The sequence below is a fragment of the Prosthecobacter sp. Pr1 genome (assembly GCF_057652315.1).
In genome coordinates this window covers 20,951-47,681 of sequence record NZ_JBYFBS010000005.1, presented here as the reverse complement: position 1 = coordinate 47,681, position 26,731 = coordinate 20,951, and the positions used below count along the sequence as shown (strand labels likewise).

Genomic DNA, 26,731 nt, shown 5'->3' with positions numbered 1-26,731 from the left:
AGCTTCATGCCGAGGCCTGGGTTTGGGCGAGATCGCGTGGGAAAAAAGTGCGGATGCCGAGGATCAGGGCGGCACCGGCCACGAGGTAGGCGAGGGCGGTGATGGAGAGCAGGCGGTCGATGCCGAGCGTCTGTTTCCACATGCCGCCAAAGAGGGTGGCGAAGCCGGAGGTGATGGCACCGCAGAAATTGAGCATGCCCACGGCGGTGGCGCGGGCGGTGGTGGAGACGATGTCGAAGGTGGCAGAGAAAATGTTGGCGATGAAGAGCCCGCTGAACAGGCCGAAGCCGGTGGCGGCGATGCGTGTGACGAGCAGCGTGTCGCTGTTTCCGAGCGCATGAATGCAGGGCGCGGAAAGCACGAGACCGCAGACCATGAGCCAGAAGCGCGCGGCTTTAGTGCGACGGTAAAGCGCATCGGCGAGCATGCCGCCCGTGATGACCCCTGCAAAGGTCGCGGTTTGCAGGAAGACGGTGGCGTTGAAGGCGGCGTCGGCCTGGTTGAGGTGGAACTTGTCGTGCAGGAAGGCCGGGAGCCAGCCGTAGAGCAGCCAGAGGCCAAAGACGAACACGGGGAACACCAGGCAGAGCAGCAGGAAGGTGCGTGAGCGGGCGAGGGCGCCGAAGGTGATGCCCGCCGTGGTCGTGCTCTGGTCCGCCTGCGGCTCTTCGACGCGACGCAGGAAGGCGAAGTAAGGAATCGCATACAGCACGCCGACCGCGCCGAGGGCGAAGAAGGCTCCGCGCCACTCGCCGCGGTCCGCCATCCAGCCGCCGAACCAACTGCCCGCCACGGTGCCGGCGATCTGCCCCGTCATGAGCACCGAGACCGCACGCGAACGCCGCGCGGCGGGATACGCGCCCGCCGTGAGCGCGACGGCACTCGACATGTAGAGCGACTCGGAGACGCCCATGGCCGCGCGCATGGCCAGCAGCGTGGCTCCTGACGCGACGAGGCCGGTGCCGATGGTGACGAGGCTCCACACGACGAGGCTGAGCACCACGAGCAGGCGTTTGGAAAAGCGATCGCCGAGGTAGCCGGAGATGGGGCAGCCGATGGCATAGATCCAGAGAAACACGGTGCCCACGAGGCCGAGCTGCTGGTCGCTCATGCTCAGGCCGGACTTCAGCGAAGGAAACATCGCGAAAACGGCCTGGCGATCGCAGTAGTTGAGGAAATACGCGAACCACATGAAGGCGACGAGCGCCATGGCGCTGGTGGCGGCCTTCGGAGAAGCGGATTGCGCAGGGGATGAATTCATGCGCGCAGCACTTCACGTTCGCTGACTTGTCTTGCGATCACCGCCACGCAATCGCCCTGCTGAGTGAGGCAGGGCGCGCGCATGGTGATGAGATAACCGGCGCTCTGCGCGATGATAGCTTCCGGCGCACGGTCGGGCCGCTCCAGGTGATGGATGTGGCCGACGGTCTGACCTTTCTTAATCTTGGCGCCGAGATCGACAGTGACCTCAAAGATGCCGGACTCCGGCGCGAGGATGTAGTCCTCGCGATTGGTGGCCTGCGTGATGATGGCGGGGGCTTTGCGGGGCTGCACACGGCCTTTGAGCGCGCCGACGTGGATGAGCACGTTTTTCAAACCGTTCTGGGTGATGCGATGAACGCTGGCGGGAACGCACTCACCGCCGCCGAGTTCGGTGGTGATGACGAGCTTGCCTTGGTTCTCCGCCTCCACCGGCAGCAGGCCCGTGCCCGCGATGTCCGCGTAGATGAAGCAGAAGTCTGTGCCCCAGGCGAGCATGGCGGCGAACATCTTGGCGCGCTGCTCACGGTCCGGCACGAGGTGCATGTGAGAGCAGGGCACGAACTCCATGCTGCGCCCACCTGAGTGCATGTCGATGACGACATCGCTGAGCGAAAACAGCACGGTGCGCAGATAATGGGCGATCTGGCTGGTGACGGGCCCCTCGGCATCGCCGGGGAAGGCGCGGTTCATGTTCATGCCATCGAGCGGAGACAGGCGCGTGGCCGCACGGGCGGCGGGCAGGTTCAGCGAGGGGATGAGGATGATGCGGCCGGTGACTTTCTCCGGCGTGAGCTCGCGTGCGAGTTTCATGGCGGCGATCTGGCCCTGGTATTCGTCGCCATGATTGCCGCCGAGCACGAGAACGGTCGGCCCTTTGCCGCAGGCGACGGTGGTGATTGGGATCATCACATTGGCCCAGCCGCCGAGGTTGTGGGAGTAGGGAACCTGCAGGAAGCCCTGCTGCTTGCCCGGTTTGCCGAAGTCGAGGGAGGTGATGACCATCACTCCATTACGGAGCGAGCAGGCGTGACCTCACGGACTAATTCGCTGGAGCTTAAACCGCAGCCATTATGAGGAGTCCCAGACGTTGGGTTTGATGCGCAGAACCTGCGGAGCAATCAATCCTGCCCGCCGCCATAAGGAAAGCGGCAGACGACGCTGACACCGCCACGGGCTCTGGATTTGATGGTGAGACTGCCGTCGATGAGGTTGGCGCGGTAGTCCATGACGCGCAGGCCTATGCCTGGATGTTCGTGAGTGCGTTTGCCGAGGCCTGAGCCGTTATCTTCGATCTTCAGCACGGCCTCGTGTTCTCCCAGAAGTTGGAGAGACAGCTTGATTCTGGAGGGATGGCCATGGCGCAGGGCGTTGTTGGCCGCCTCCTGGGCGATGCGGTAGATGTGCGTCTCTTTTTCCGAGTCCTCGATTTTGATGTCAGGATTGACCTCGCAGGTGCAGGTGGTGCGATGGTTGGTGCGGATCGTTTCAGCCAGCAGCTGGAGTGCTCCGCCCAGTCCACGATTTTTCACGGATGCCGGAGACAGGCTGTGGGACATGCGCCGGACTTCCTGAATGGCTTCCTGAATGAGATGGTGGATGCGGGCGGCGCTCTGGCGCTGATCACCGGTGAGTTCGGATTCGAGCGCTTCAATCAAGCTGGCCACTCCCGTCATCGTCTGCCCGACACCGTCATGCAGGTTGTGTCCGATGCGCGCCTGCTCCTGCTCGGAGATTTTGAGGACTTCTTTTTGCAGGCGATTGCGCTCCGTGAGGTCGGTGCCGGTGACGATGATGCGATCCACGACGCCTTCGGGCGTGCGGGTGATGATGCTGGAAAGCGCGACGACATGGCGCTTGCGGTCTTTGCCGATGAGAGTGACCTCCCTGGAGTCAATGTTTTTGCCGGCCAGCATTTCCTTGAAGCGCTTTTGCGAACGCGCCTTTTCCGCAGCCTCCATGAAGTCGGATTTCCAGGGCGGCTGTTTGCCGACGAGATCCTTCCGTTTGTAACCGAGCATCTGGAGGGTGGCTTCGTTGGCGTGGATCAGATTGCCGTGCCGGTCCAGCAGGATGATGATGGCCGAGGTGTGACTGGCCAGGATTTCATTGAAGCCGAGCTCCCTGCGGTAGTTTGCCTCCGCCAGCTTGCGACTGGTGATGTCCTCCACCATGACGAGCATCTGGTTGGGGCGTCCGCTCATGGTGCTGAGCAGGGAGGCATTGAGATTCACCCAGACCACGGAGCCATCTGGACGCAGGTAGCGCTGCTCCACTTGAAATTCCGAGGACTTGGCTGCTTTGAGCTGCTTGTGCAGATGATGGTTCTTGGCGTGGTCATCCGGGTGGGTGATCTCATCAAAGGCAATCTTCAGCATGTCTTTGCGCGACCTGCCCATGATTGTGCAGAAGCGGCGGTTCACATCCACAAAGCGGCCCGTGGTGAAATCCACGAGGCCGACGCCCACGACGGCCTGCTCGAAGATGGCGCGGAAGCGAACCTCGCTCTCAATCAAAGCCTGCTCCGCCTGCTTGTGCTCGGTGATGTCCTGAAACGTGCCGATCAGCTTGACGGTCTGGCCGTTCTTGCGAATGGCGAATCCTTGGGTGCGCGCCCAGAAGCGCCGTCCTTTGGCGGTGAGGACCGGCAGTTCCAAATCGTAGGCTGTGCCGTGTTCGATGGCGGCTTTCACAGCTGCGCGGATGACCTGCTGCTCCTTGTGGGAGTAGAAGCTGATCGCTTGTTTCAATGAGGGAGTCGTCTTGCTCTCGATCTCGAAAAGCCGGCAGGTTTCGAGGGACCAGAAGAGCTTCTTGGAGGCCACCTCCAGCTCCCAACCGCCGATTTTGGCCATCTCTCCGGTACGCTCGAGCAGCTCCGTCGTCCGGGCCAGAGATTGCTCCACCTGTTTGCGCTCCGTAATGTCCTGCATGATGGCGATGTGCCGCGATGGGGGCTCGCCTTTTTTCCACATGGGAGAAATCGTGAGGTTGATCCACGTGATGCTGCCATCGGCATGAAGGTGGCGTTTCTCAATGGTGTAGGTTTGGATCTTGCCGGCCTTCAGCCTCTCCATCTGCTCCAAATTCGCCTGCCAATCGTCTGGGTGGGCGATGTGCATGAAGGTCGTGGCCAGCATCTGCCTGCGTGTGAGCCGAGCAATGTCGCAGGCCCGTTGATTGACGTTGAGGAAACAGCCTGTGTTGCTGTCGATCAAGGCTACACCGACTGCGGCCTGTTCAAAGATGGCACGGAACTGCGCATTGCTCTCCTGCATGGCGGCCTCGGCGGCCCGGCGTGCGGAAGTGTCGGTCAGCAGTGCCATGGCCCCCACATAGACCCCCTGGTTGTTGGTGATGGGATTGGTGGAGACAAACGCCCACAGAGGCGTGCCGTCTTTGCGCATGTATTTGAACTCGAACTGATCTGAAATGCCTTTCTTCCGGTTCTTGATGTGCGTGGTCAGCAGGGCCTTGCCCTCATCGTCCAGAAAGTCGCTGATGGGGCGTCCGATCATTTCCTCCGGCTTGTAACCCATCATCCTCGCCATCTTGGGATTGACGTAGTCAGTGAGCGAACGGGCATCGATCGTCCAGATGCCTTCTTCGGCGGTTTGCACGATGCGGCGGTAAAGCTCCTCGCTTTCATGCAGCGCCAGCTCTGAGTTGCGGCGTTTGGTGATGTCAATGATGCTGCCGGAAAGGTGAGTCGCACGGCCCTTGGCATCCATGACCGGGGTCACGGAGATTTTGCCGTATTTGATGCCCGACGAGTGGTGATAGGTTTCATCCCAGCGAACGGTCTGATGGCTGCGTATCGATTTGCGGCACTGCTTCAGCACGCGTGCGCAGGATGGCTCCGGGATGATTTGTTCGATGCGTTTGCCGATCACCTGTTGCGGACGCAGACCTGCGACGGCGAGAAAACGGTGATTGGCAAAGTGGAAGCGCAGCTGCTGCCCCGGCTCCACGGAAAGGCTGAAGAGGGCGGCGTCGACGCTGTTGTAAAACTGAGCCAGCTGTTCAGCAGTGGCAACAGATTCACTTCCCGGTGTGAGTGATGCAGCAGTGGCCTTGGCTTTGCGCCGGGCCGCCGTCTGGGGAGATTTCTTCATGCAAGAATGCAGTCGCTGATTTTAACAGGCCCGACCTTATCCACGGGGCAGGGGCGAAGCAAGCAGGATGGCAGGACGGTCAGACGATGATGGCGCTCGCCACAATCTCTGCAGCGAGCCCGGGAATCTTCGCGAGGGTCCTGGCAGGGGTGTCGCGCATGGCCGGCACATGCAGGGTGTCTTTTCCCAGGCTGTGCAGGAGACGATCCAAGGCCTGGCCGAAGGCGGTGACTGCGGCACTTTCCTCCTCTGCGTCATGACGCAGGTCATTGAGCAGGGCCACATGCTCGTAGCGCTGCAGCCATTCGTTGGCACGGGGGCGGTATCGCTCAATGATCAGGCGCATGAGGCTTTCAGCGGAACGGGGCTCGGCTTCGCGCAGCACCTGATAGACGAGGCAGCGGGCGACATCTGCGGCAGCGGTGATCAGTCCCGGTTCATTGACCCCGATCTGGTCGTGAGCGAGGCTCCGGTGGCGGTGCTCGAAATGAAAGCCCAGATCCACCTGACACTGCTGCTCACCGGGCAGATGACGGAAGGCTTCGCAGAGAAGGGCGATTTCCAAGCCCCAGCCGCCGGGAAGACAAAAGCATTCGAGTGCCTGCATGTCGGCGGCAAATTCACCCGAGAGCGGGTAGCGGAAGCTGTCGAGATGTTCGAGCATGGGCTTCGAGCCCAGCACATCACGGCATGCCTGGATGAGAGGGAAGATCAGCAGCCGCGTCACCCGGCCATAAAGCCGGTCCGACACCCGGCTGTAGTAGCCCTTGGCAAACCGATAATTCATGCGCGGATGAAGCAGCGGATAGCAGAGCCGCCACAGCAGATCACGGCTGTAGTTCAGGATGTCCGTGTCGTGGCTGACGATGACGCCGCCAAAACTGCGCGCATGAAGGTAGGCGATGCCCATCCAGATGTTTGAGCCTTTTCCTGCGTGGGGGCCGGCGAGTCCGGCCTGGTCCATACGCTGATAAACTTGAGAGAGCTGCGGTCCGTCATTCCAAAGAATATGGGCGGTTTTGCCGCGCAGGTTTTTGCGGATGAGCACCAGGGCCCGCTCGAGTTCGGCGGCGTCCATTCCATTCATGCTCAGAATCACCTCGGAGATGTGACCTGCCTGGGAGACCTCTTCAAGAATGCGAGGAAGGGCTGGGCGCTCGCACTCGGCATAGAGCGCGGGCAGCAGCAGGGCCACCGGTTTGTCCCGCGCCCAGTCCAGCATCTCAGTTTCACGGGCTGAACTGTCCGCGTGTGCCAGGTGGTGGAGGGTGGGCACGCGCGCGTGCTGATAAAAATCTGCCATGGAGGTTGGAGAAACCCTCAATTACACAGTCCCAGCGCTGCGTGAAATGAAAATGTTCAAATCTGCACGGAGCTGCTGCCGTCCGAGTGATGCTTTTCGGAACTGTCGTCATCCGCTCCATTGAGTGCCAGCGTCTCTGCCTCGGGGTCGATCTCCACCGTTTCCGCCTCGATCTCGATCTCCTGCCGCCATTTGCGCGAGACCCATGGACGTACCAAGCCATACAGCAAGTAACTGACAAACAGCACGGCGGGCATCCAGTGCCAGTTCATGACCGTGAAGGCGATGACGAAGATGGTGACCAGGACCCAGTGAAAGGAGCGTTTCGTGCGCCAGTTCACGGCCTTGAAACTGGGGTATTCCAGATTGCTCACCATCAGGTAGGAAAGGAGTGCCATCAGGCCTGCAAGAGCATACTTCCAGTTGCCGATCTCGCGCTCGGTACTGTCCAGCCAGATGATGAGCAGGGTCAAAGAGGAAATCACACCTGCCGCCGCCGGGATGGGGCAGCCGCGGAAGCCTTTCATGCTGCTTTTCACATCCGCCGCTGCGAGGCAGTTGAACCGCGCCAGGCGCATGGCACCGCACACCAGATAGACGCATGAGATCAGCCAGCCGAGGCCTTTGGGGGTGTCGATCTCTTTTAGCACGATGTCATGCACCAGAAGTGCCGGTGCCACACCGAAGGAGACGATGTCCGCCAGGGAATCCAGCTCCCGCCCAAAGGGGCTCTCCGTGCCGCCCATGCGCGCCACGCGGCCGTCGAGCGCATCGAACAAGCAGGCGAGGAGGATGAAGACGATGGCGTAGTGGTAGTGCTGGTAATTGTTGAGATCGACCGACGTGGTCATCGCCAGATGGCGGCCGTCAAAGATCTCCAGGATGGCGACGAAACCGCAAAGAATGTTACCCGCCGTCATCAGAGTGGGCAGGACTGGGATGCGTGGCTCGAGTTCTTGAGACATGGCGTGCAAGGTGAATGCAGAATGAGGAATGTCGAGCCGAGAGAACGAAAGGGAGAGTCAAGGTGTAGACACGAGATCAATCCAGAAGCCTAGGCCATGCTTGGCTACTCTTACCAAGGGCTATCGGACGCGTGAGCCGTAGCGTTTTATCGTACTGCCGCTGGGGCGTGCTGGCGGGCCTCCGCTTGCATTGGGTGGTTTTGCCGTTATGGCATGAATTTCCACCATGCCCACTGCTGAACTTCCGCCGCTGACCGGCGACATGACCATGAGCCAGGTGCTCCAGGCCTACCCTGGGGCGCAGAGGGCTCTGTTTGCGCGCTACCACATCGGCGGCTGCCGGAGCTGCGGCTTTCAGCCGGGAGAAACTCTGGCGCAGGTGTGCGAGCGGAATGAGAACATCCCCGTGGCGGAGGCCGTGGCGCATATTCAGGAAAGCCACAAGGGCGATTCCTCGCTGCAGATCTCTCCGCATGAGCTTGAAGTGCTGCTGCGAAACAAGCCGGACCTTGTGCTGCTGGACGTGCGCACGCGTGAGGAGCATGAGGCGGTGAAGCTGCCCGGCGCGCGCCTGCTCACGCAGGAGCTGGTGCAGGAAATTTTCACCAGCGGTGACAAGACGCAGACGGTGGTGCTGTATGATCACACCGGCTCGCGCTCGCTGGATGCGGCGGCGTATTTCATCGGACATGGATTTGGCGAAACGAAATGCCTCACCGGCGGGATTGACGCCTACAGCAGTGAGATTGATCCAAGCCTGCCGCGTTATCGTATCGAACTTGAAGATTGAATCACGACCATGGACGAAGCCGCACTCCAGCAAGCTCTCACGGACACCCAGAATCTGGGCGAAATGCCCGACGCCGATGCCGTGGGCACCGTGGGAAGTCCTGATTGTGGCGACATGGTGCGCCTGTGGATCAAATACAAAGAGAAGGACGGCAGGAAGGTCATCGACAAGGCCAGCTTTCAGAGCTTCGGCTGCCAGACGGCCATCGCCGTGGCCAGCATTGCGACTGAATTGATTCGTGGCAAAACCAAGGAGGAAGCGCTCTCCATGTCTGCCGAGGAACTTAGCAAGCCCCTCGGTCCGCTGCCGCCCATGAAGATCCATTGCGGACAGATGGTTGAGGGCGCGCTGCGCGCCGCGCTCGAAGCTGAAAACAAGCCAGAAGCCAGTGCTGCTGCTCCAGTTGTTTCTGATCAATCCGGCACTTTGGCGGATGCTCTTAGTGCCGCTGGCAAAACCCAGGGCAAAATCAAAATCGTCCTCACGAGCTAGTCTCAACATTTTTTCACTCTCATTTCCCCATGCACTCCTCCCTTGAACTCAAACGCGAAGTCGATGCCGTACAGATCCCCAGTGGCGATCTGATCAAGCTGCCGCTCGGCATGAAGGTCATCATCACGCAGTCGCTCGGCGGCACCTACACGGTGGCCACGGACTTTGGTCTTGCCCGTATTCAGGCGGGTGACGTGGATGCCCTGGGTATTGATCCCGAAGCCAGCAAGAAGGAGCAGGACAGCAGTTCCTCAAACATCCCCGCCGATGTCAGCGATCTTGAAGGACAGGTGTGGAATCAGCTCAAAAACGTCTATGACCCGGAAATCCCGGTCAACATCGTCGATCTGGGCCTTGTGTATGACTGCAAAGTCGAAGCCGATGCCGATGGCAAAAACAAAGCCATTGTGAAGATGACCCTCACGGCCCCAGGCTGCGGCATGGGGCCGACGATTGCCGCTGATGCGCAAAGCCGCATCATGACCATCGAAGACATGGACGACGCTGCGGTCGAACTCGTCTGGGATCCGGCGTGGAACCAGGGGATGATCAGTGTTGAAGGGAAGATGAAGCTGGGGATGATCTGAGGGTTGGCATCTGGCGGATAGGTCTTCCAGCTGTCGTAGTCCCGAAACTCACAACGTGTGGATTAGAAGAGGATTGTGCGGTAAACCTGCCTTTCTGGCATCACCGCACACTCCCATGCTCCACATGTCCCGGCAGCGCGCCGGGGACGTTTTTGAAATCAAAGTCCGGGACGACTTCGGCAGCGAGGGTGGAGATGCGGTGGTGGAGCTGATAGACGGCGGGGCGGGTGTCTTTGGAGGCGTCCACGTAGCGGTTGCAGAGGAAGATCACGAAGGTGCTGGAAAAGGGATCAATCCAGAGCATCCGCCCGGTCCAGCCGGTGTGGCCGTAGCCGCCGATGGGGAAGAGGGCGCCACGGTGGAGAGTATAGTCGTGCGGCGGGCTGCGGTAGGGGGTGTCAATGTCCCAGCCGAGGGCGCGGCGCACGGGTAAGTTTTTGGCATCGGGGCTGGTCAGGCCGGCAGGGCTTTGCACGCTGGTCATGAGCCTGACGGTTTCGGGTTTGAGGACGCGCACGCCATCGAGTTCGCCGAGATTCAGCATCATGCGGGCAAAGCAGGACATGTCCGCCGTGCTGGTGAAGAGGGAGGCATGCGCCGAGACGCCGCCAGCTAGCCGGGCCACGGTGTCATCCACCAGGCCGCGCTCCGGCGCGCTGGAGGGCGCGACACGTTTCAACTGCTCGCCGCCGGGACGAAAGACGGTGTCATTCATGCGCAGGGGGTGGAAGATTTCTGAGGTGCAGAATTCGTCAAACTTCCTGCCGGTCACGCGTTCGATCACGCCGCCAAGAAGCATGGTGCCCACGCTGCTGTAGGCAAACTGGGAGCCGGGCTCAAACAGGAGCTTCGTGTGGCAGATCTGCCCGACGGCTTCGTCGTGAGTGGTGAAGGGCTGTGTTTTGGGATTGAGATTGACCGGCAACCCGGAGGTGTGCAGCAGCAAGTGGCGGAAGGTGATTTTCTCACGTCCTTCGCCGGTGAACTCGGGCAGGTGCTGTGAGACGAGGTCATCCAGCTGGAACAAGCCGCGCTCGATGCAGAGCATAGCCGCGCTGGCGGCTGCCATGACTTTGGTGATGGAGGCCACATCAAAAAGGGTATCCTCGGTCATCGCCTCAGCCGCGGGTTTCAGCGCGCGCTGGCCATAGGCTTTGTGGTAGGCCACGCCATGGCTCTCCACCCATAGGGAGGCACCGAGGATCATTGAATCATTCACGGCCTGCTGGATGGTGACATCCAGTTCATTGAGTTTTTCAACACGCAGCGCGGTTTTGGGAGCTTCTTCCGCATGCGCAGGGGCAGTTCCCCAAAAGATGGCGAGAAGGATCGCGACGAGTGTCCTGAGGTGTTTCATTTCGCCTTCGACGGCAGCAGCTTGAGGACCGCGGCGGCGACTTGCGCAGCCTGCATGGCCCTGCCTTCCGGCTTGTAGTGCAGCCCGTCGGAGCAGCACTCGGGGTGTGGCAGCATGAGCGCGTAAAGATCGTCCACGGGGATGCCTTCCTTTGCCATCAGTTCGGCGGCGATCCGGTTCCGCTCCTTCACGTTTTCGTTGCGTGCGTCGAGCTGCTCAAATTTGCCATTCACATGGGATGGTGTGCTGCTGGCCCAAATGAGCTTCGCCTTGGGCGCGAGCTTGCGGAGGTGAGCGAGCATGTGCGGCAGAAATTCGGCATACTCTTTTTCACTGACCGCACCGATGCCGTGCAGGCCGTTGTTGAAGTGAATCACGTCAAAGGTCTCCGCGCCGAGCACGGCGGCGATCTCGGCATGCAGGACGGGATCTCCCACACAGCGCGAGGTGGCGAGGCGCGCGACATAGGCCTTGCCGGTGAGCAGTTTCTCCACGTCGGGTCCGTAACCCTGGGTCACGGAGTCGCCGATGAGCAGCACGCGCGGCAGGTCGTGCTTGTTGGCGTTGGGCATCCAGATATTGCACCACTCGGTGCCTTCGCGCGGCACGACGCGGTCGGCGGCCGGGGTGAAGGTGGCCAGCGTGAGGAAAAGCAGGGCGAGTTTCATGAATTAGACTCCGGCGATGATCTTGTTGAGGCGGTCGTTGAATTCGGGCAGGGGCAGGCCGTTGTCTTCAACCGTGATCCAGCCGTTGTAACCGACATCGTCGAGGGCCTGACGCATTTTTGGCCAGTCGATGCTGCCATCCCGCGGATGCACGAACTTGCCGCTGTGGTTGTCCGGCGCGAGTGCGTAGTCCTTGATGTGGATCTTCTTGATGAGGCCGCCCAGCGTGTGGATCCAGTCGTGCACGGGCACAAGGTACTTCACATGGTTGCCCACGTCGTAGTAGGCCTTCACAAACGGGTGGTTGAAGGATGCGACGAAGTTTTTGTACAGGTCCGGACGCACCCAGAGGTTGTTCCAGACGTTCTCGAGGCCGATGATGACGTTGAGCTTCTCGGCCAGCGGAATGAGCTTCGACACCTGCTCCTTCGATCCGTCGGTCGATTTGTTTTGCAGCGCGATGTAGCGCTCGAAAGGTGTGTTGTCGCCCTTCACGACACGGCTGACGTGGCCTGTCTTTTCGTCGAACTCGATGTCGAATTCCCACGGCTGCGGCATCTTCACGGTCGGCCCGCCAACGCGGCAGGGGACGAGCAGGATCGTCTCTGCACCGAGCCAGTTGGCCGTGCGCAGGGCTTTCTCCGTCACCTCGTAGCTCGCGGCGACCTGCCCCGGATCATCGCTGTTGAACTCCGCCCACCCGCGCAGCACGGAATGCACCTTCAAACCGATGCTTTCGACGAGCTCACGCGCCTTTTTGGCCTCCGTTTCGTCATCAAAAAGATGGGAAACCTCCACGCCGTCGAATCCGGCCTCTTTGAGCTCACGCAGCGCCTTTTCCTCCGGCTTGCCGATGATCTTGGCCTTCTGGATCGTCGTTTTAAACGCCGCCGCGTGCGATGAGGAAAGGAATGACAGCGAGGCGGCGCCAGCAGTGGCAAGGAATTGACGACGGGACGGAGAGGAAGCGGTTGGTTTCATCGGAGAGCCAAACGAGTCTGAAGCGCGATATGTTGCCGCGCTTGCGGCAGGAAAGCACAACTGTTGGAGCACCGGAATTCAAGAAACGAGTGCGGGTGAAAGTGGAGAGGGGGCGGCTTCTTGCCCACGCTCCTCATGAAACGTCTCTTTTCGCTCAATTTTCGAGCGGTGGAGTCGATGAGATTTTGTCCTTCCTTGCGTGGCAGAGGCGAGAGTGATGGGCCGTCCTTCACTCTGAGGAGGGAATTCTTCGTCTAGTGAGCTGACGAAGAATGGCGGACAGGGAGGGATTCGAACCCTCGGTACCGATTAAGGTACACACGCTTTCCAGGCGTGCTCGTTAGACCACTCTGACACCTGTCCAAATTCTTGCTCCGGCAAAAGGAGAGCGCGGATAGTGGCGCAGTCGGAGAGACAGGCAAGCGATTTTGCCTGATGATTTTGGCTTTAGTGGGCCGGCTGCTCCGACTTCACCCATGCATGCACGATGTACGTGGAGGCTGAGGAGCCCAAAGCGGTGACGGCCTGCTCCTTGGTCAAGGAGGGGGAAGTGGAGGTGACGGTGACTTTTTGGGTGCCGGGTTTGTCTCCGGGAACAATCTGCACCTTGGAGACGCCTTCAAGCTTGGTGAAGGAGGCGGTGACGTGATCTTTGCAGCCGGCGCAGACCATGCCGGTCATCTCGGCGATGTAGTTGACGGGGGCATCTCCAGCCATGGCAGGCAGGGTGAGGAGGGTCAGAAGGGCGAGAAAGAAAGCAGGGCGTGTCATAAGCGAGGGGGTGGAAACAGATATACGATGACTTTGTGCATCCAAGTCCAAGTTTGTGCGGGGATGAAACGTTGATGTGGAGAATTTTTTCAGATAAAGATTTTTCCTGCGCCCATCCGCGTTTTGCCTTGTTTAATTTTCCGACCATGAAATTGACTCAACTCCTGCCTCTGCTGGCCTTGGTGCTGGCATCTCCTGCCCCTGCGCAAACACCTGCGGCTGAACCTGAGAAACCTGCAAGCAAGGTGATTCTCACGCCAGCGCAAACGGATCACATCCTCAAAGAACTGGAAAAAGTGGAGGCTCAGATTGGCAAGGGCAGGGGCTCCGTCTTTGGTGCGGCCATGGCGAAGTTCCGCGAGGGAATGGCCAGCCCGGCGGCTGCGCTGGCACTGTATTTGGACTGCTACAAGCTGGAGCACTTTGATCGCAAGAACCTGAAGCAGGCCGATTTCATGGACTGGCGGAACAAGAATGAGGCAAATCTGAAAGATGAGGATTTCAAGCAGGCGCTGTGGCTGCAGCTTGAGTACCTCGTGCTGACAATTCAGGCGCAGGAGATTGATGAACCCAAGAAAATGGCTCCGATCGTCAATTCGGTGCAGGCTTTTTTGGGCAAGGCAATCACTGCCGTTCAGGGAGCCACCACTCATTCGGCCTCAGGGGCCGTTACGGACAAGGACGCAAAGGGTGCTGGCCAGGGTGGCGGCGGTGGCGGGCGTAGAGGCGGTGGTGGCAACAACGTGCCTGCCGGAGACATCATGGGTACCTTGCGTCAGTCCGTGGCCAGTTCCGAATTTGCCAAAGCTTACTCTCTGGAAGACTTCTTGAAGCGGAAAGAATGGGAGTATCAGCCGCTGAATGTCAGGGGCATTTATTCCAACATTGTTTTCCCCTATTATCTGGCGGAAAAGCCCACTGATCTGCCTGCACAGTGGGATTCCCGCATGAGTGCGGAGGTGGCCATGCAAAAGGCCATCAAGAGTGAGACCGAATTCAATGAATTCTATAAAGATGCGGGCCCGCGCATGATCTGGGAAAAGGACAATTACCTGGTGCAGAACAATGTCACTCCAGTCAATGCGCTGGCAGACATGCTGAAGGTGATTCAGACCTACCCGAGCCATCCGGATGCCTTGAACTGGCTGAAGGAATTCCGTGATCTGGTGAAAGAAGTCTCCGAGCCAACTGCAGAAACGGCTCCGGTGGAAAAACCTGCGGGCTCGCAGTAGCCGAATTGCCCCCACATGACCCGCTGGCTTGCATCGGTGCTCCGCAGCTTTGGTCCTGCGCTGGCGGGATTGGTCTGGGCGCTGAAAACGCAGAGAAATCTTCAGGTGCATGGCCTCGCCACGGTGCTGGTGGCGGGCTTGGGCCTCTGGCTGAACCTGGCGGCCTGGGAGTGGTGTGTGGTGCTGCTGGCGGTGGGACTGGTTTTGGCGGCAGAACTGCTGAATACGGCGATCGAAGTCCTGGCGGACCGCGTGAGCAAGGAGCGTGAGGAACCCATCCGTCTGGCAAAAGATGCGGCAGCCGCAGCGGTACTGGTGGCGGCGCTTGCGGCACTGGGAGTGGGATTGGTGGTCTTTTTGCCGAAACTCTGGCGCTTGCTTTGAGAATATTCCGCCGCCGCCTTGACGCAGCGAAGCACACTTCTATGATGCGACGCTTTCACGCACCCCCCAAACTTTTACCGAATTCATCCCGATGGCCATTCTCGTTGAAACTGACACCCGCATTCTTGTTCAAGGTATCACCGGAGATTTCGGCTCGCGCCATGCGAAGGCGTCCATCGACTACGGCACCCAGCTGGTGGCTGGCGTGACACCAGGCAAGGGTGGTCAGATTTTTGAGCACGGTGGCAAGAAGGTGCCGGTGTTTGACACCGTGGCTGAAGCCGCCCGTGAAACCGGCGCGACCGTGAGCGTGATCTTTGTGCCGCCTCCATTCGCAGCAGATGCGATCCTCGAAGGTGTCGATGCGGGGCTGGACCTCGTGGTGGCCATCACCGAAGGCATTCCGGTCAATGACATGATCAGGGTCAAGGCTGCCATGAAAGGCAGCAAGACGCGCCTCATCGGCCCGAACTGCCCCGGTCTTGTGACTCCAGGCTTCGGCGACAAATCGCATGGTGGCTGCCGTATCGGCATCGCTCCAGGGTACATCCACAAGCGTGGCAATGTCGGTGTCGTCAGCCGTTCCGGCACGCTCACTTATGAAGCCGTGTGGCAGCTCACGACGCGTGGGTACGGTCAGAGCACTTGCGTGGGCATTGGTGGTGATCCGGTGAACGGCACCAACCACCTCGACGTGCTCAAGATGTTCAACGATGATCCTGAGACCGAAGCCATCATCATGATTGGCGAAATCGGTGGCAATGCCGAAGTCGAAGCGGGTCTCTGGGCCAAGGACAACTGCAAGAAGCCGATCGCCGCCTTCATTGCAGGAGCCACAGCACCTCCCGGACGCCGCATGGGCCACGCCGGTGCCATCATCGGTGGCGCTGACGACACTGCTGCTGCCAAGAAGAAGATTCTCGCGGAGTGCGGCATTGCCGTGTCTGACTCACCTGCTGACATGGCTTCCACGCTTCTGAAGCGCTGGGGCAAGGCATGATCTGAGATCAGAAGCAATGTGATGCGTCACCGACAGTGGTGATCCACGATAAGCAAAGCCATTAGCGTGAGCTGATGGCTGTTGTTTTCGTCATGGTCACGCTGGGATCTGTCAGCGGATAGAACCTCACCGTCTCTTTAGTGACGGTGGCCGTTTTGGGCCTTTCTTCATGATCGTCGACTGAGATGCAGGCGCAGGCTGCCAGTGATATGAAGACAGCAATAGTTTCCAGAATTGGATGTGATTTCATAACATCTCTTCTTCGTTGGGATTCCCTTGATCGCGTGTATCCAAAATGGGCCTGGGCCCAGCCTTCGGCTTCACGTCACCTTCGGCGCATATTTCGAGAATTGTGCCAGGAGCGGGCATGGGACCGTGTCTCATGCCGGTCCGATGAGGTGGTTAGCGGCAATCGCAGTCGCTGTCGCAGTTTTCCTTCATGTAGCGTTTGATAGCTTCCTGAGATTCTCCGGTGCGCTTCTGGATGCGGCCAATGAGTTCGTCTGACTTTCCTTCTGCAAACTGGAGGTCATCATCTGTCAGATTGGCCCATTTTTGCTTGAGCTTGCCCTTCAGGATATTCCAGCTGCCTTTGGTTTCTGTCGCAGTCATAACATTTTGGGGTTGATGTTTTGACCGCCTTGTGGCGGCAACTGGATTTCGTTGCGCGCGCACATTTTAGCGTCAGGGCGATGGCCCATGCGCGAGTAAGGGGGGTATTCCGCATCAACGGCGGAGCCGCTTCAGGTCACGTCAAGCCACCTTCAACCAGTGCCACTTGAAATGGACGCAGCCTCAGTTCCAGAAATGGAACCATTGATTCAGCCATCCAACAACGGCGGCGATGGAACCGAGGACAAGCATGCCTTCGGTGAGCATGCGCAAGCGCTCGCTGCGGCGTGCGCGCTGTCTGGCGATGGGGACGCGGCGATGACGTGGGGCAGGGGATGCCAACTCCATGGGCGGTACCATGTTCACGTTTGCCAGGCGGCGCTGGCGCTCAATGCGTGGAGCTGCGGTGATGAAGCATTCCAGGCGGTGAATCTGACTGTTCAGTTCATCCGAGCGTTTCGTCAGACTGCGTGATTTACGCTGAGGCGATGCCTCTTCCTTCAATGCCTGCACGGGCTTTGGACGACGTGACCGGACTTTGCGATTGCCAGAAAACAGAGCCATAAGGATGAGAGGTGAGGGGTTCGCTAAATCAGAACATCAGACGAATGAGGACGATGGCGACGATCACCGTGCCCATGAGAGGAAGGGTGAAGGCAAAGCCACGGCGCATCCAAGTCTTCAGGTCATCGGCGTGAGAGCCGAAAGCGGGCATTACAGTTGCGCTTGCGTCGTCGAGATTGATCGGTCCACCTGCGGACACGCCTTCTTGCGGGCCCATGGCGTGCAGACGGCGGATGCCTTTGGCGTAGTCGCCTTCGGCATCGTCAATGGCGGCCAGGGCTCCGTCGAGTTCTTCGCTGACTTGGGAGCGATGCCATTTTTCCGGCTGGAGGGATTTCAAAATTTCCTGATGACGGCGGAATTCGTCATGAATGGCGGCAAGATCCTCAACACGCTTCTGGGCGTCGTAGAGTTCACGTTCGACCAAGCTGGCAGACCGGGTGATTTTCTCGACGAGATCACGCTTTCCGGCGACGAACCGCTCCTGCTTGATGCGCAAGGCTTCGAGGTGCTGCTTCTGGCGTTCGATCTCTTCCTGCTGGCGCCGGAGCTCCTGCAACTGCTCCTGAGCGGCCTTCACTTTGGAATCGACATTCTCAAGGGATGAGGCAACAGCGTGGCCGTCCATGAATTCGGGAGCATCTTCAAAAACAAGGAGATTATCCTCGTTGTAGCCGTTGGCAGTGGCGAGAGCGGGTGCTTTGCGGGTGATCATGGGAGTACTGGAAATTATTTCCAGTATCCAAATACTACAGATGTCTTAAGTATTCCAGATTTTTCGTCTGTCTTTTGGCAAAAAAATAGGGAATGCCTCCAAAAGCCACGGTTAACACAGCCAGTCCAGCCAGCGCAGCCAGTTCGATTTTGCCGTTGGAGCCCACCATGGCCACGGCATCCTGCCTGAGATTCTGCCAGGAAGGGATCAGCAGCAGGACCATTCCGCCAACGATGTATACAAAACTGGCGATCAAGCAGACCGTGCCGCCAAAGCCGGAGACGATGCGCGCGGGATTGGACTCCCGAAAATTGGGCACCAAGGCGCCGAGGGAAAGCGCCAGCGAGGTCAGTCCGTAGCTCAGCATCAAAATCGAAGCGCTGAAAAAGAGAATGCGCTGCCCTGACAGGCCGAGCGAGATTCCCGAGACCACGACCAGCGTCACCATGACAAGGGCCAGCACGCTGGCGCTGAGGCGGAGTTTCAAGGCCAGCACACGATGCAGCGGCAGGGGCGAGAGCCCCAAAATCCACAGACGCTGCCCCTCCAGGCTGAATTGCGGGTAGATGAAACGGGTCGTGAGTGTGGACAGTGCGAGGCAGCAGACCAGCAAGTTTAAATGACTTACGATGGTGATCCAAAACGGATTCTGCAGATCGTAGCCCAGCTTGCGCAGGTTCATGGAATAGATCAGGAGCAGACCAAAAATGATCGACGACTGCCCCCACTGCACGGGTTCGCGCAGGAATGTGCGGACTTCCTTCACCAGCAGCGCATAGGAGGCGCGGTCAAGCGCCAGAATACGGCGCAGCCAATGGCTCAGGCGTCCACGTCTGGCACGTGCCTGGGGGGCTTTGGCTTTGCCGACGACTCCGGGCGCCGCACTCATGATGCGATTCCAAGCCGGATAATAGAAGGCGCTGGCGATGCGCGTGGTGATCAGAATGCTCATCAGGGCATTGGCCAGGAGGACAAGGTTGAAGAACATGGTGCGCTCGAAGGTGCCGCGTCCGGCGGCTTGAATTGTTTCCGCCACCCATGAGCTGGGCAAAAGCGGATGCATGCAGATCTCCGTGTGCCGCAGGATCTGGTTCAAGCTCGCGCTGAGGTCTCCGGAGTTTAAGGACTCCACGCTGGAATGCCAGATGGGCAGGGTTCGGATCAGCAGCAGAACGACGACTGCGAGCAAGGGCTTCCACATCCAACGTTTGGCCCAGAGCACAAGGGCAATTAGCAGCCAGGTGGAAACATTGGCTGCGATGGTCACCAGAGCCAGCACGGCAGGCAGCACCACCAGCATGAATTTGGCATCTGCCTTGTAGGTTTGGGCCAGAGCCAGCAGGATGGGGGTGGTGAGCAGCAGCAGTCCCCAGCTTGCCAGCAGCATGCCTTCCAGAGTCTTCCACAGCACCAGGCTGCGCGGGGGCAGGGGCAGAGCAATCTGCCATTCCATGTCTTTTCGCCGGAACAAGCTCATGCCGGTGATGGTGGCATTGGAGATGACCAGCATCACGAAGAAGAAAAAGAAGAGCAGAAACACCAGCCGCTCCGTGAGCAGCGGGCCGATGAGGGGCAGCTTCATCATGAAATCCAGCCCACGGCCCACCAGGAGGTAGGCTGCGAGGCTGTACAGCCCGAGGAACGCGCCAACCGTCACGCTGAGAAGGCGGTTTTCGCGCATGCCAAAGCGCAGCTTGTGCCGCAACATGCGCCCGTGGGTACGGGCCAGCAGCCATGTGGCGGATGAGGTGGTCATGCCTCGATGCCCACGTTATTTGTTTCCGAGCACATTCTGCTCAATCACGTTGTCTTTGCCGCCGACAATGCTGAGAGAGGGCTCTTTGCTGCGCTTTTCTCCTTCACGGTCATCGCGGATGATGTTTCCGGTGACCATGCTGTTGGTCACCTGCTCCAGGCGGAGTCCCGTGCCATCTGAATCCAGAATGCTGTTGTGGGAGATTTGAAACCGGTTGCAGGATTCGATGTCCACTGCGGCACGCTGCTTCCAGACGCCGCTGATGACGTTGTTGTTAAAGATGCTGTCGGTGCAGCGCTGGAAGACGACGCCGTTTTTCTCCGCATTGTCGTTGCCGTTCACGAGGTATCGCGGGTTGCGGTCAAAGTTGTTTCCGGTGACGACGATGTTGTCGCTGTCCGTTATGACAAGATCGTGCTGGAAGCCTTCCCAGAACGTGTTGCCGGTGATCGTCACACCCCGTGAGTGCTGGATCTCCACATTGACCTGCACATCGCTGAACACATTGGCGGTGATGGTCACATTGCCTTCGCGGGTGTGCTCGCGACCTGCGCGGCGCAGGAGGGATGGATCCGTGCCGGAACCGATGATGCGGATGTTGGCTGAATCCGGTGACTTGTGCGTGTGCTGCAGGGTGCAGCCGGTGATGGCGACCTCGCCGATGGAACCGCCGCGTGAGTCGAGCATCACATTGGCGCTGGGCGGTCCATCCTTGGCGTGATTGCCCTCGATGTCGCATGTGCCGATGTGCAGATTGCGAACGTTGCCCCCCACGGAAACGACACCGCCGCCGCCGTTGTAACTGATATGGCTGCCCACGATGTTGGACTGGTGCAGGTTCACATTGTCGTAAAACACGCCGATGCCGGTGTTGTGGTAGAAGTGACAGGCTGAGATCAACACGTTGCGGTTGCGGGTGGAGAGATGCACGGCGTGCCGGCATTCACGAATGACGACGCGGCTGAGCGTGATCTGCATTGTGCCCGTTGCCTCGATGCCATCAGCCTCGGCATCTGCTCCGACGATTTCGATGCCTTCCACCATGGGCGTGCGCTGGCTTTCCCAAACATCCGGCTTGAATGAATCTGGTGCCGCCGAGCCTTCATGCGTGCCCACGAAATGCAGCGCTGGCCCGTCGCCTGCCATGATCAACCGCACGGTGCCGTCTCCGGTGAGCGCCGCGAAGCCGGTTTTTTTCAGATCGATCTTCACGGTTTGCGTCAGCAGGTAGGTGCCTTTGGGAAGCTTGACACTGCCCACGGTGTCAAAGAGGTGTTGAATCGCCGCCGTATCGTCCGTCTTGCCATCACCTACGGGTTGCTGGCCGAGTGCCACACTTGCTGCTGCGAACAGCAGGAGAAAAGATTTTGAGAACATTTGTGCAGCCTAGCCGCCTGCCGGGGATTTCGTCAATTTGAAGCTGTGGTGGGTGTTGAGAAATCGTCTCAGTGCAATCACTTGAAACCCGCGCCTTCCACGCCACGTATCGGAATCGCTGTTTTAATCCAACATCCTATGAACCCCACCGCTCGCATTTTCGCTCTTATTGTCGGCTTGAGCACCACTTCCGCTTTCGCGCAGGCAGATCTGTCCGAAGCCTTTCTGCCGATGTTCATGCCGCTGCCTGCCGAGGTCGCGTCCCCGACGAATGAACTGACGGAAGCGAAGATCAATCTGGGGCGCCAGCTCTACTTTGAAACCCGCATTTCCAAAGGCGGGAAGATGTCCTGCAACTCCTGCCACGTGCTCGACAAATACGGCAACGACAACCTGCCATTCTCTCCGGGGCATGAAGGCAAGCTGGGTGGCCGCAGCTCGCCTTCGGTGTACAATGCCGCGCTGCACGTCGCCCAGTTCTGGGATGGCCGTGCGCCGAGTGTGGAGGAGCAGGCCAAAGGCCCGGTGCTCAATCCCGTGGAAATGGGTGCTCCCGATGAGGCCTTCGTCATCAAGGTGCTCAAGAGCATGCCCGGGTATGTGGATGCCTTCAAGGCTGCCTTCCCCGGCGAGGCTGATCCGGTGAACTACAACAACTTCGGCAAGGCCGTGGGCGCGTTTGAGCGCAAGCTGCTCACGCCTTCCAAGTGGGACGCCTTTCTCAAAGGCAACAAGGATGCCCTGACCGCCGAGGAGAAAAAGGGTTTTGCCACCTTTGCTAAAACCGGCTGCGTCACCTGCCACAATGGCGTGGGTGTCGGCGGCATGATGTATCAGAAGCTTGGCCTTGTGAAGGCCTGGCCTGATCTCAAGGACAATGGCCGTGCCGACATCACCAAGAACGATGGCGAGAAGGGCTTCTTTAAAGTTCCCAGCCTGCGCAACATCACCGAGACCTATCCCTACCTGCATGACGGTTCCGTCAAAACGCTGGAGCAGATGGTCCAGAAGATGGCCGAACACCAGCTGGGCAAGACTCTCACTGATGAAGAAACCACCTCCATCGTCACCTTCCTCAAGTCTTTGAAGGGCGATCTTCCCGCAGACTACATCAAAGCTCCCAAGCTGCCAGAAAGCACCGCCGAGACTCCCAAAGCGTAATTTGAAGACTTCATTCTGAATCTTCTCATCAGCCGGGCCGCACAGCCCGGCTGATTTGTTTTCAGCGCCTGCGTCTGAAAAGAGCGATTCCCATGGCCAGTCCCAGGAGGAGCAGGCGGGAGGGCTCCGGCACGATCATGACAACGGCAATGGTGCCGTTGGTGGTGAAGCCGCTGATGTCCCAGAAGTAACCCGAACCGGAAATGTCCGGGAGATCGAGACCGCTGGCTTCATCGCCATTGCCGGTGAGATAGCCGGTGAAGGTGAAGCGGCTGGCAAAGGTGGGTGATGAGGACAGTCCGGACCAGTCGAGCAGGTTGAAAACTTCCGGAGCGGTGGGAGTGAATGCATCTGCTGTCACGGTGAGGTTGCCGTTGAACAGCAGAGTATTCGTGCCGGTGCCCACGATATTCAGCCTGTCGGAAGTGCTTCCGGGATGGATGCCGAGGATGATCGTGCTGCCTGTTTGGAAATCGATGCTGCCGGAACCGGACACTGGCTGGAAGGTGAGCGTGCCGTAGTTGCTTTGAGCCGTGCCGTCTCCTGCCTGAACGATGGCGCTGCTGCTGGCAGTGAAACTGGAACCTTGGATCACGCCGGTGCCAGTCAGGGTGCCGGTACTTTGTACGGTGACTGCTCCTGTGCCGGTGGTGCCTGTGCCATTGCTGCCGATTTGCAGGACACCAGCGCTGACGGTCGTTGCTCCCGTGTAGGTGTTGGCACCGGAGAAGATCTGTGTGCCAGCACCGGTTTTAGTGAGAGCAAGAGTGCCGTCAGTGCCCGTGCCATCACCATTGCGCAGTGTGCCGCTGAAGCTTTGTGTTCCAGAGGCGACATTCGCGGTGAGTGTGCTGGTGGCTGCACTGCCAGATTCGTTTTCCACAATGCCCGCGCCGCCTGTGCTGCTCAGGCCGCCGACGGTTTCGTTTTTGTTGTTGAGGCGGAAGATGCCTGCGGTCGTGCCGCTGCCATTGAATGTGAGGATGCTGGTGTCGGCGATCTGGTCGCTGTTGATGAGCTTCAGCACCGCCCCGGTGGTGCCGTCACCGACGGTGATGTTGCCGGCAATCGCATTGGCGCCTGCGGTTTTCGAGAGATCCAGCTCACCGGCATTGATGCTGGTGCTGCCGGTGAAGGTGTTGGCAACTGCACCTGAAAGCGTGAGCGTGCCGAGACCATTTTTGGTCAGGCCGCCTGAGGTGTTGACTGCGGTGGTGATCGTGCCCACCACAGCTCCGCTGCCGCCGCCTCCGAGCAATGATACGGTGGGAGTGGAAGTGTAGCCGACGCCGGGATTGCTGATGGTGATGCTCAGCAGTTTGCCATAGGTGGGGCTGGTGGGATCGAGATCCACCGTGGCGAAGGCTGTGGCACCTGAGCCACCGCCGCCGCTGATCTCCACATACGGGGCTCCGTAATAGCCGCTGCCGCCATCGGTGACGGCAATGCTGGCGACCCCATTTCCGGTGGGAGCGTTCAAGGCGATGGGGACCGTGACGTTGAAGCCGTTCGTGTTGATCACCGCGCCGCCATTGTAGGTGCCGAAAGCGCCATTGACATAGGCGGTCAAAGTTCCTGTGCCACCTGTGCCGCTGACGGAGATGAATGCGGGGGTGTTGGCGGAAGCCTGCAAAGTTCCGCCATTGAAACTGACGTAGGAATTGATGGCGGCGCCGGTGTTGTTGTAGTGGACGATCTGGTTGTTTATCAGCGTGCCTGCATTGAGGTTGAGGTAGGCAGTGCCGAGCGCTGTGTTGTTGTTCTGCTGGCCGAAGGTGATGTTGTAAATTGAATTGTTCACCACGCCGCCCGCCATGGTCATGGCGCCCTGCGCCGTGGTGGTGGCCGTGGCTGCGCTGCCGCCGCTGCGGAATCCCAGCGCGATGGCGTCTCCAGTCCGGAGCACCTGGCCTCCCGTGACGGTGAACTCCCATCGCTCGTTGCGGAACATGATGTAGTTGGACGTGTTGAGCGTGCCGCCGCTGACCTGCAGCACGGCAATGGAGGCGGTGGTGGTGCCATCCAGCGAGTCCACGCGCTTGGTATTAATGGTGCCCGAGGACAATAACAGGCCGCCATAGCCTGTACCACCAAGGCCGATCCCCGCCTGAGAGTCGGTGGTCGTGAGCGTCAGTGCACCGCCGCGGATGACGACCGCACCTTGATAACCTGCACTGGTGCCAATGCTCAGGTTCTTGGTGGAGTAATCCGCCCCAGTGCCCAGAAACAGCATCCCCGGTGCGGAAGCTGAACCTACGGTCGTGAGCGCCGTGCCGTTGGTCAAGGTGTTCGTGATCTCGAGCACGCCATTGGAGACGGTGATGTTGCCCGCAATGTTGACGCTGCCGCTCAGCAGCAGATTGCCCATGCCTGTTTTGATGATGCCGATGGCACCGCTCACCGAGGTGATGGCGGAAGAGATGGTGAGATCGTGCGCGGCATTGAGGCTGTCATTGATGGCGAAGGTTCGTGTGGCTGCGCCCAGATCAAGCGTGCCACCCGTGATCAGTGCTCCCAGAGGATTGTTGGTGGCACTCACCGTCACTGTGCTGCCGAGTGTGAGCACTCCGCTGCCGATGTTGATGGTGCCCTGGCTGGTCGCGCCCGAAGTGGCATCGTAAAAGGTGATGGCTCCCGAGGTCCAGTTATAGCCACTCAGAGAGAGCAGCGCCGAACTGCCGCCCCCGGCTCCGGAGAGGAGAATGGCTGAGGTGGAGGAGACGGCATTGGTGATGCCAAACTGGAGCGTGCCGCCAGAGGTGATGGTGATGCCACCCGTGAATGAGTTGGCGGCATTGATGAGAAGTGTTGCGCCTGAGTTGATCGTCGTAGCGCCTGCGTAGGTGCTGGCACCGGTGAGAGTCAGGCCGCCCGCGTTGAGCGTTGTCGTGCCGGTGTAGGTGTTTGTACCGCTGAGGGTCAGGGTGCCAAGGCCCGACTTGATGAGAGCGAGAGTGCCATCCGTGCCTGTGCCGTCTCCATTTCGCAAGATGCCGCTGAAGGTCTGTGCGCCGGAGTCTACATTGACCGTGAGCGTGGCTGTGCCCGTGGCACCGGATTCGTTTTCCACGATGCCAGCACCGCCTGTGCTGATGAGGCCGCCGACGGTTTCATTCTTGTTGTTTAGGCGGAGGATGCCTGCGCTGGCACCGCTGCCATAGAGCGTGATGAGGCTGGTGTCGGCGATCTGGTCGCTGTTGATGAGTTTCAGAATGGCCGCAGTGGTGCCATTGCCGAGGGTGATGGCGCCTGCGATGGCATTGACGCCGGCGGTTTTGGAAAGATCCAGCTCACCGGCGTTGATCAGGGTCACGCCTGTGTAGGTGTTGGCGACGGTGCCTGAGAGTGTCAGGATGCCGAGACCGTTTTTGGTGAGGCCGCCGTCCGTGGCATTGTCTCCGTTGATGCTGGAGTGGTTCAGCGCCCGCGCGATGCCGATGGCGAAGCCGTTGTTGTCGATGACCACACCGCCGTTGCGCACATTGACGGTGGTCAAGGCAGTGTCCAGCAGGCTTGTGATCGCGCCATTCGCTTTGATGGTGCCGCCGTTGAAATTGACAGTGGAAGCCCCCACCGTGCCGGCAGTGATGGTGCGGAGGGTTGCCAGGGTCCCACCATCCAGACTGAGGGTGCCCGTGCCAGTCGTGTTTCCTGCGGTGTTGGAGCCGAGGAGAATCGTGCCGGTGGTGGTGCTGGTGTCGAGCAGGCCGGTGCCGGAAAGGGTGAGAATGCTGGCACCCCCAAGCTCTCCATTGGAGTAGCCTGCGCCGAGCCGGATGGCCACCGCCGGACCCGCCACGCTGACGGTGCCGCCAGAGATGTTGAGAAATCCCCCGGCAGTGTTTGCGCCACGACCCAGCACGAGCCCGGAGGAAGCCGTGCCCAGTGTGAGAGTGCCGCCGATGACATTGACGGTGGCGCTGGTGCCTTCGCCGATCCGGAAGGTGGAGCCTGTGCCGGAAAGGTACTCGATGCCTGAAAAATTGGTGGTGCTGTTGCCTGAGAAGGCTGTCTGGCCCAGCGGATTGGCTGCTGATGCCCCCAGTGTACCGGTGACATTGAAGGTTCCACCGTTCACGGTTAATCCTCCGTTGTTCAAATAGGTCGTGCGGGTGTAACTGCCCGAGAGGTTGGTCGTGCCGCCGCTGACGGTCAGGTTTAACGCGTCAGTAATTGTGCCTTTGAGATTGAGGGTGCCGGCACCTGATTTGCTGATGTTAAAACCACCACCTGCGATGCTGTAGGCAGTGTCAAAGGTCAGGGTGCCTGAGCCGGAGAAGGACAGACCGGCGGCCATGGATAGGTTGGACTGGATCAGCGCCTGTGTGCCGGCATTGGTGACGATCACATTGCCGCCGAGGGTCAGGGTGTTTCCATTGCCCGCGAGCGTGTAGCCATCCACACTGAATGTCAGACCGCCGGCGGTGACCGCCTCAGTGAGCGTGGCTGTGCCCGCCGTGCCTCCAAAGGAAGCGACGTCGTTGGTGGCATTGGTCCATGCCTGCATGGCAGTGGAGTTGGTCCAGAAAAGAGAGGTCGTATTCCAGTTTCCATTGCCGCCGGTACCGCCACCGAAGGTGCCGTCGGCATCCCAGAAGAGGGTGGCGGCAAGGGAAAGCGAGGGCAAAAACAAAAGCGCGA

22 protein-coding genes and 1 tRNA gene are annotated in these 26,731 nt (G+C 59.5%); 7 read left to right on the top strand and 16 right to left on the bottom strand.

The window, feature by feature from the left end:
• Positions 1-4: 4 nt before the first annotated feature.
• The 5 genes from AC24GY_RS09820 to pssA all read right to left on the bottom strand — a co-directional run bounded on the left by AC24GY_RS09820 (position 5) and on the right by pssA (position 7,643).
• The gene (locus AC24GY_RS09820) at positions 5-1,261 is read right to left on the bottom strand and encodes an MFS transporter (RefSeq protein WP_487682417.1); all 1,257 of its coding nucleotides are present in this window, start codon (positions 1,259-1,261) and stop codon (positions 5-7) included.
• A complete protein-coding gene (locus AC24GY_RS09815; RefSeq protein ID WP_487682415.1) occupies positions 1,258-2,265 on the bottom strand; it encodes a succinylglutamate desuccinylase/aspartoacylase family protein in 1,008 nt (335 codons plus the stop codon). The genes AC24GY_RS09820 and AC24GY_RS09815 overlap by 4 nt, the downstream gene beginning before the upstream one ends.
• Positions 2,266-2,381: 116 nt before the next feature.
• Entirely contained in the window at positions 2,382-5,375 is a 2,994-nt protein-coding gene (locus AC24GY_RS09810; protein ID WP_487682413.1) for a PAS domain S-box protein, read from the bottom strand.
• Positions 5,376-5,454: 79 nt separating this feature from the next.
• The gene (locus tag AC24GY_RS09805; RefSeq protein WP_487682411.1) at positions 5,455-6,678 is read right to left on the bottom strand and encodes a glycosyltransferase family protein; all 1,224 of its coding nucleotides are present in this window, start codon (positions 6,676-6,678) and stop codon (positions 5,455-5,457) included.
• A 56-nt stretch (positions 6,679-6,734) separates the two neighbouring features.
• Positions 6,735-7,643, bottom strand: coding sequence for a CDP-diacylglycerol--serine O-phosphatidyltransferase (gene pssA, locus AC24GY_RS09800; protein ID WP_487682409.1), 909 nt, complete (start codon positions 7,641-7,643; stop codon positions 6,735-6,737).
• Between the two features lie 226 nt (positions 7,644-7,869).
• Between pssA and AC24GY_RS09795 the strand changes: the two genes are divergently transcribed.
• Genes AC24GY_RS09795 through sufT form a run of 3 tightly spaced genes read left to right on the top strand, consistent with a single transcriptional unit; the run spans position 7,870 to position 9,512 of the window.
• Positions 7,870-8,433, top strand: a complete 564-nt coding sequence (locus AC24GY_RS09795; protein WP_487682407.1) for a rhodanese-like domain-containing protein — start codon at positions 7,870-7,872, stop codon at positions 8,431-8,433.
• Between the two features lie 9 nt (positions 8,434-8,442).
• Entirely contained in the window at positions 8,443-8,925 is a 483-nt protein-coding gene (locus AC24GY_RS09790; protein ID WP_487682405.1) for an iron-sulfur cluster assembly scaffold protein, read from the top strand.
• Positions 8,926-8,954: 29 nt separating this feature from the next.
• Positions 8,955-9,512 (top strand): putative Fe-S cluster assembly protein SufT, encoded by a 558-nt coding sequence (sufT, locus tag AC24GY_RS09785; protein ID WP_422321308.1) that lies wholly within the window; start codon positions 8,955-8,957, stop codon positions 9,510-9,512.
• A 100-nt stretch (positions 9,513-9,612) separates the two neighbouring features.
• Here sufT and AC24GY_RS09780 read toward each other — a convergent pair whose 3' ends face one another.
• The 5 genes from AC24GY_RS09780 to AC24GY_RS09760 form a co-directional block, all read right to left on the bottom strand.
• Entirely contained in the window at positions 9,613-10,869 is a 1,257-nt protein-coding gene (locus AC24GY_RS09780; protein WP_487682403.1) for a serine hydrolase domain-containing protein, read from the bottom strand.
• The gene (locus tag AC24GY_RS09775; protein ID WP_487682401.1) at positions 10,866-11,537 is read right to left on the bottom strand and encodes an SGNH/GDSL hydrolase family protein; all 672 of its coding nucleotides are present in this window, start codon (positions 11,535-11,537) and stop codon (positions 10,866-10,868) included. Before AC24GY_RS09775 ends, AC24GY_RS09780 begins: the two co-directional genes overlap by 4 nt.
• A gap of 3 nt (positions 11,538-11,540) precedes the next feature.
• A complete protein-coding gene (locus AC24GY_RS09770; protein WP_487682399.1) occupies positions 11,541-12,518 on the bottom strand; it encodes a sugar phosphate isomerase/epimerase family protein in 978 nt (325 codons plus the stop codon).
• Between the two features lie 273 nt (positions 12,519-12,791).
• Positions 12,792-12,881, bottom strand: a tRNA-Ser gene (locus AC24GY_RS09765).
• Between the two features lie 84 nt (positions 12,882-12,965).
• Entirely contained in the window at positions 12,966-13,289 is a 324-nt protein-coding gene (locus AC24GY_RS09760) for a heavy-metal-associated domain-containing protein (protein WP_487682397.1), read from the bottom strand.
• Between the two features lie 146 nt (positions 13,290-13,435).
• Here AC24GY_RS09760 and AC24GY_RS09755 point away from each other — a divergent pair, with 146 nt between their 5' ends.
• From AC24GY_RS09755 to sucD, 3 genes are all read left to right on the top strand, one after another.
• Positions 13,436-14,521 (top strand): hypothetical protein, encoded by a 1,086-nt coding sequence (locus AC24GY_RS09755; protein ID WP_487682395.1) that lies wholly within the window; start codon positions 13,436-13,438, stop codon positions 14,519-14,521.
• Positions 14,522-14,536: 15 nt separating this feature from the next.
• Positions 14,537-14,905: a diacylglycerol kinase family protein gene (locus AC24GY_RS09750; RefSeq protein WP_487682393.1), complete on the top strand. Its 369-nt coding sequence runs from the start codon at positions 14,537-14,539 to the stop codon at positions 14,903-14,905.
• A gap of 91 nt (positions 14,906-14,996) precedes the next feature.
• Entirely contained in the window at positions 14,997-15,905 is a 909-nt protein-coding gene (sucD, locus tag AC24GY_RS09745) for a succinate--CoA ligase subunit alpha (protein ID WP_487682391.1), read from the top strand.
• 402 nt (positions 15,906-16,307) lie between these two features.
• Here sucD and AC24GY_RS09740 read toward each other — a convergent pair whose 3' ends face one another.
• From AC24GY_RS09740 to AC24GY_RS09720, 5 genes are all read right to left on the bottom strand, one after another.
• A complete protein-coding gene (locus AC24GY_RS09740; protein ID WP_487682389.1) occupies positions 16,308-16,517 on the bottom strand; it encodes a CsbD family protein in 210 nt (69 codons plus the stop codon).
• A 183-nt stretch (positions 16,518-16,700) separates the two neighbouring features.
• Positions 16,701-17,081, bottom strand: a complete 381-nt coding sequence (locus tag AC24GY_RS09735) for a hypothetical protein (protein WP_422321344.1) — start codon at positions 17,079-17,081, stop codon at positions 16,701-16,703.
• A gap of 28 nt (positions 17,082-17,109) precedes the next feature.
• Positions 17,110-17,796 carry a hypothetical protein gene (locus tag AC24GY_RS09730; protein WP_487682387.1) on the bottom strand — a complete coding sequence of 229 codons (687 nt, stop codon included), beginning with the start codon at positions 17,794-17,796 and terminating at the stop codon, positions 17,110-17,112.
• 34 nt (positions 17,797-17,830) lie between these two features.
• Positions 17,831-19,552, bottom strand: a complete 1,722-nt coding sequence (locus AC24GY_RS09725; RefSeq protein ID WP_487682385.1) for a putative ABC transporter permease subunit — start codon at positions 19,550-19,552, stop codon at positions 17,831-17,833.
• Between the two features lie 15 nt (positions 19,553-19,567).
• Positions 19,568-20,929 carry a right-handed parallel beta-helix repeat-containing protein gene (locus tag AC24GY_RS09720; protein WP_487682383.1) on the bottom strand — a complete coding sequence of 454 codons (1,362 nt, stop codon included), beginning with the start codon at positions 20,927-20,929 and terminating at the stop codon, positions 19,568-19,570.
• 138 nt (positions 20,930-21,067) lie between these two features.
• Between AC24GY_RS09720 and AC24GY_RS09715 the strand changes: the two genes are divergently transcribed.
• On the top strand, positions 21,068-22,090 hold the full coding sequence (locus AC24GY_RS09715; protein WP_422321348.1) for a cytochrome-c peroxidase: 1,023 nt from the start codon (positions 21,068-21,070) through the stop codon (positions 22,088-22,090).
• A 61-nt stretch (positions 22,091-22,151) separates the two neighbouring features.
• Here the strand turns inward: AC24GY_RS09715 and AC24GY_RS09710 are convergent, their stop codons facing one another.
• Positions 22,152-26,717: an autotransporter-associated beta strand repeat-containing protein gene (locus AC24GY_RS09710; RefSeq protein WP_487682381.1), complete on the bottom strand. Its 4,566-nt coding sequence runs from the start codon at positions 26,715-26,717 to the stop codon at positions 22,152-22,154.
• Positions 26,718-26,731 lie beyond the last annotated feature (14 nt).

Coding starts and splice junctions, on each gene's coding strand:
- AC24GY_RS09820 (WP_487682417.1), bottom strand. CDS start 1,261: ATGAATTCATCCCCTGCGCAATCCGCTTCTCCGAAGGCCGCCACCAGC.
- AC24GY_RS09815 (WP_487682415.1), bottom strand. CDS start 2,265: ATGGTCATCACCTCCCTCGACTTCGGCAAACCGGGCAAGCAGCAGGGC.
- AC24GY_RS09810 (WP_487682413.1), bottom strand. CDS start 5,375: ATGAAGAAATCTCCCCAGACGGCGGCCCGGCGCAAAGCCAAGGCCACT.
- AC24GY_RS09805 (WP_487682411.1), bottom strand. CDS start 6,678: ATGGCAGATTTTTATCAGCACGCGCGCGTGCCCACCCTCCACCACCTG.
- pssA (WP_487682409.1), bottom strand. CDS start 7,643: ATGTCTCAAGAACTCGAGCCACGCATCCCAGTCCTGCCCACTCTGATG.
- AC24GY_RS09795 (WP_487682407.1), top strand. CDS start 7,870: ATGCCCACTGCTGAACTTCCGCCGCTGACCGGCGACATGACCATGAGC.
- AC24GY_RS09790 (WP_487682405.1), top strand. CDS start 8,443: ATGGACGAAGCCGCACTCCAGCAAGCTCTCACGGACACCCAGAATCTG.
- sufT (WP_422321308.1), top strand. CDS start 8,955: ATGCACTCCTCCCTTGAACTCAAACGCGAAGTCGATGCCGTACAGATC.
- AC24GY_RS09780 (WP_487682403.1), bottom strand. CDS start 10,869: ATGAAACACCTCAGGACACTCGTCGCGATCCTTCTCGCCATCTTTTGG.
- AC24GY_RS09775 (WP_487682401.1), bottom strand. CDS start 11,537: ATGAAACTCGCCCTGCTTTTCCTCACGCTGGCCACCTTCACCCCGGCC.
- AC24GY_RS09770 (WP_487682399.1), bottom strand. CDS start 12,518: ATGAAACCAACCGCTTCCTCTCCGTCCCGTCGTCAATTCCTTGCCACT.
- AC24GY_RS09760 (WP_487682397.1), bottom strand. CDS start 13,289: ATGACACGCCCTGCTTTCTTTCTCGCCCTTCTGACCCTCCTCACCCTG.
- AC24GY_RS09755 (WP_487682395.1), top strand. CDS start 13,436: ATGAAATTGACTCAACTCCTGCCTCTGCTGGCCTTGGTGCTGGCATCT.
- AC24GY_RS09750 (WP_487682393.1), top strand. CDS start 14,537: ATGACCCGCTGGCTTGCATCGGTGCTCCGCAGCTTTGGTCCTGCGCTG.
- sucD (WP_487682391.1), top strand. CDS start 14,997: ATGGCCATTCTCGTTGAAACTGACACCCGCATTCTTGTTCAAGGTATC.
- AC24GY_RS09740 (WP_487682389.1), bottom strand. CDS start 16,517: ATGACTGCGACAGAAACCAAAGGCAGCTGGAATATCCTGAAGGGCAAG.
- AC24GY_RS09735 (WP_422321344.1), bottom strand. CDS start 17,081: ATGGCTCTGTTTTCTGGCAATCGCAAAGTCCGGTCACGTCGTCCAAAG.
- AC24GY_RS09730 (WP_487682387.1), bottom strand. CDS start 17,796: ATGATCACCCGCAAAGCACCCGCTCTCGCCACTGCCAACGGCTACAAC.
- AC24GY_RS09725 (WP_487682385.1), bottom strand. CDS start 19,552: ATGACCACCTCATCCGCCACATGGCTGCTGGCCCGTACCCACGGGCGC.
- AC24GY_RS09720 (WP_487682383.1), bottom strand. CDS start 20,929: ATGTTCTCAAAATCTTTTCTCCTGCTGTTCGCAGCAGCAAGTGTGGCA.
- AC24GY_RS09715 (WP_422321348.1), top strand. CDS start 21,068: ATGAACCCCACCGCTCGCATTTTCGCTCTTATTGTCGGCTTGAGCACC.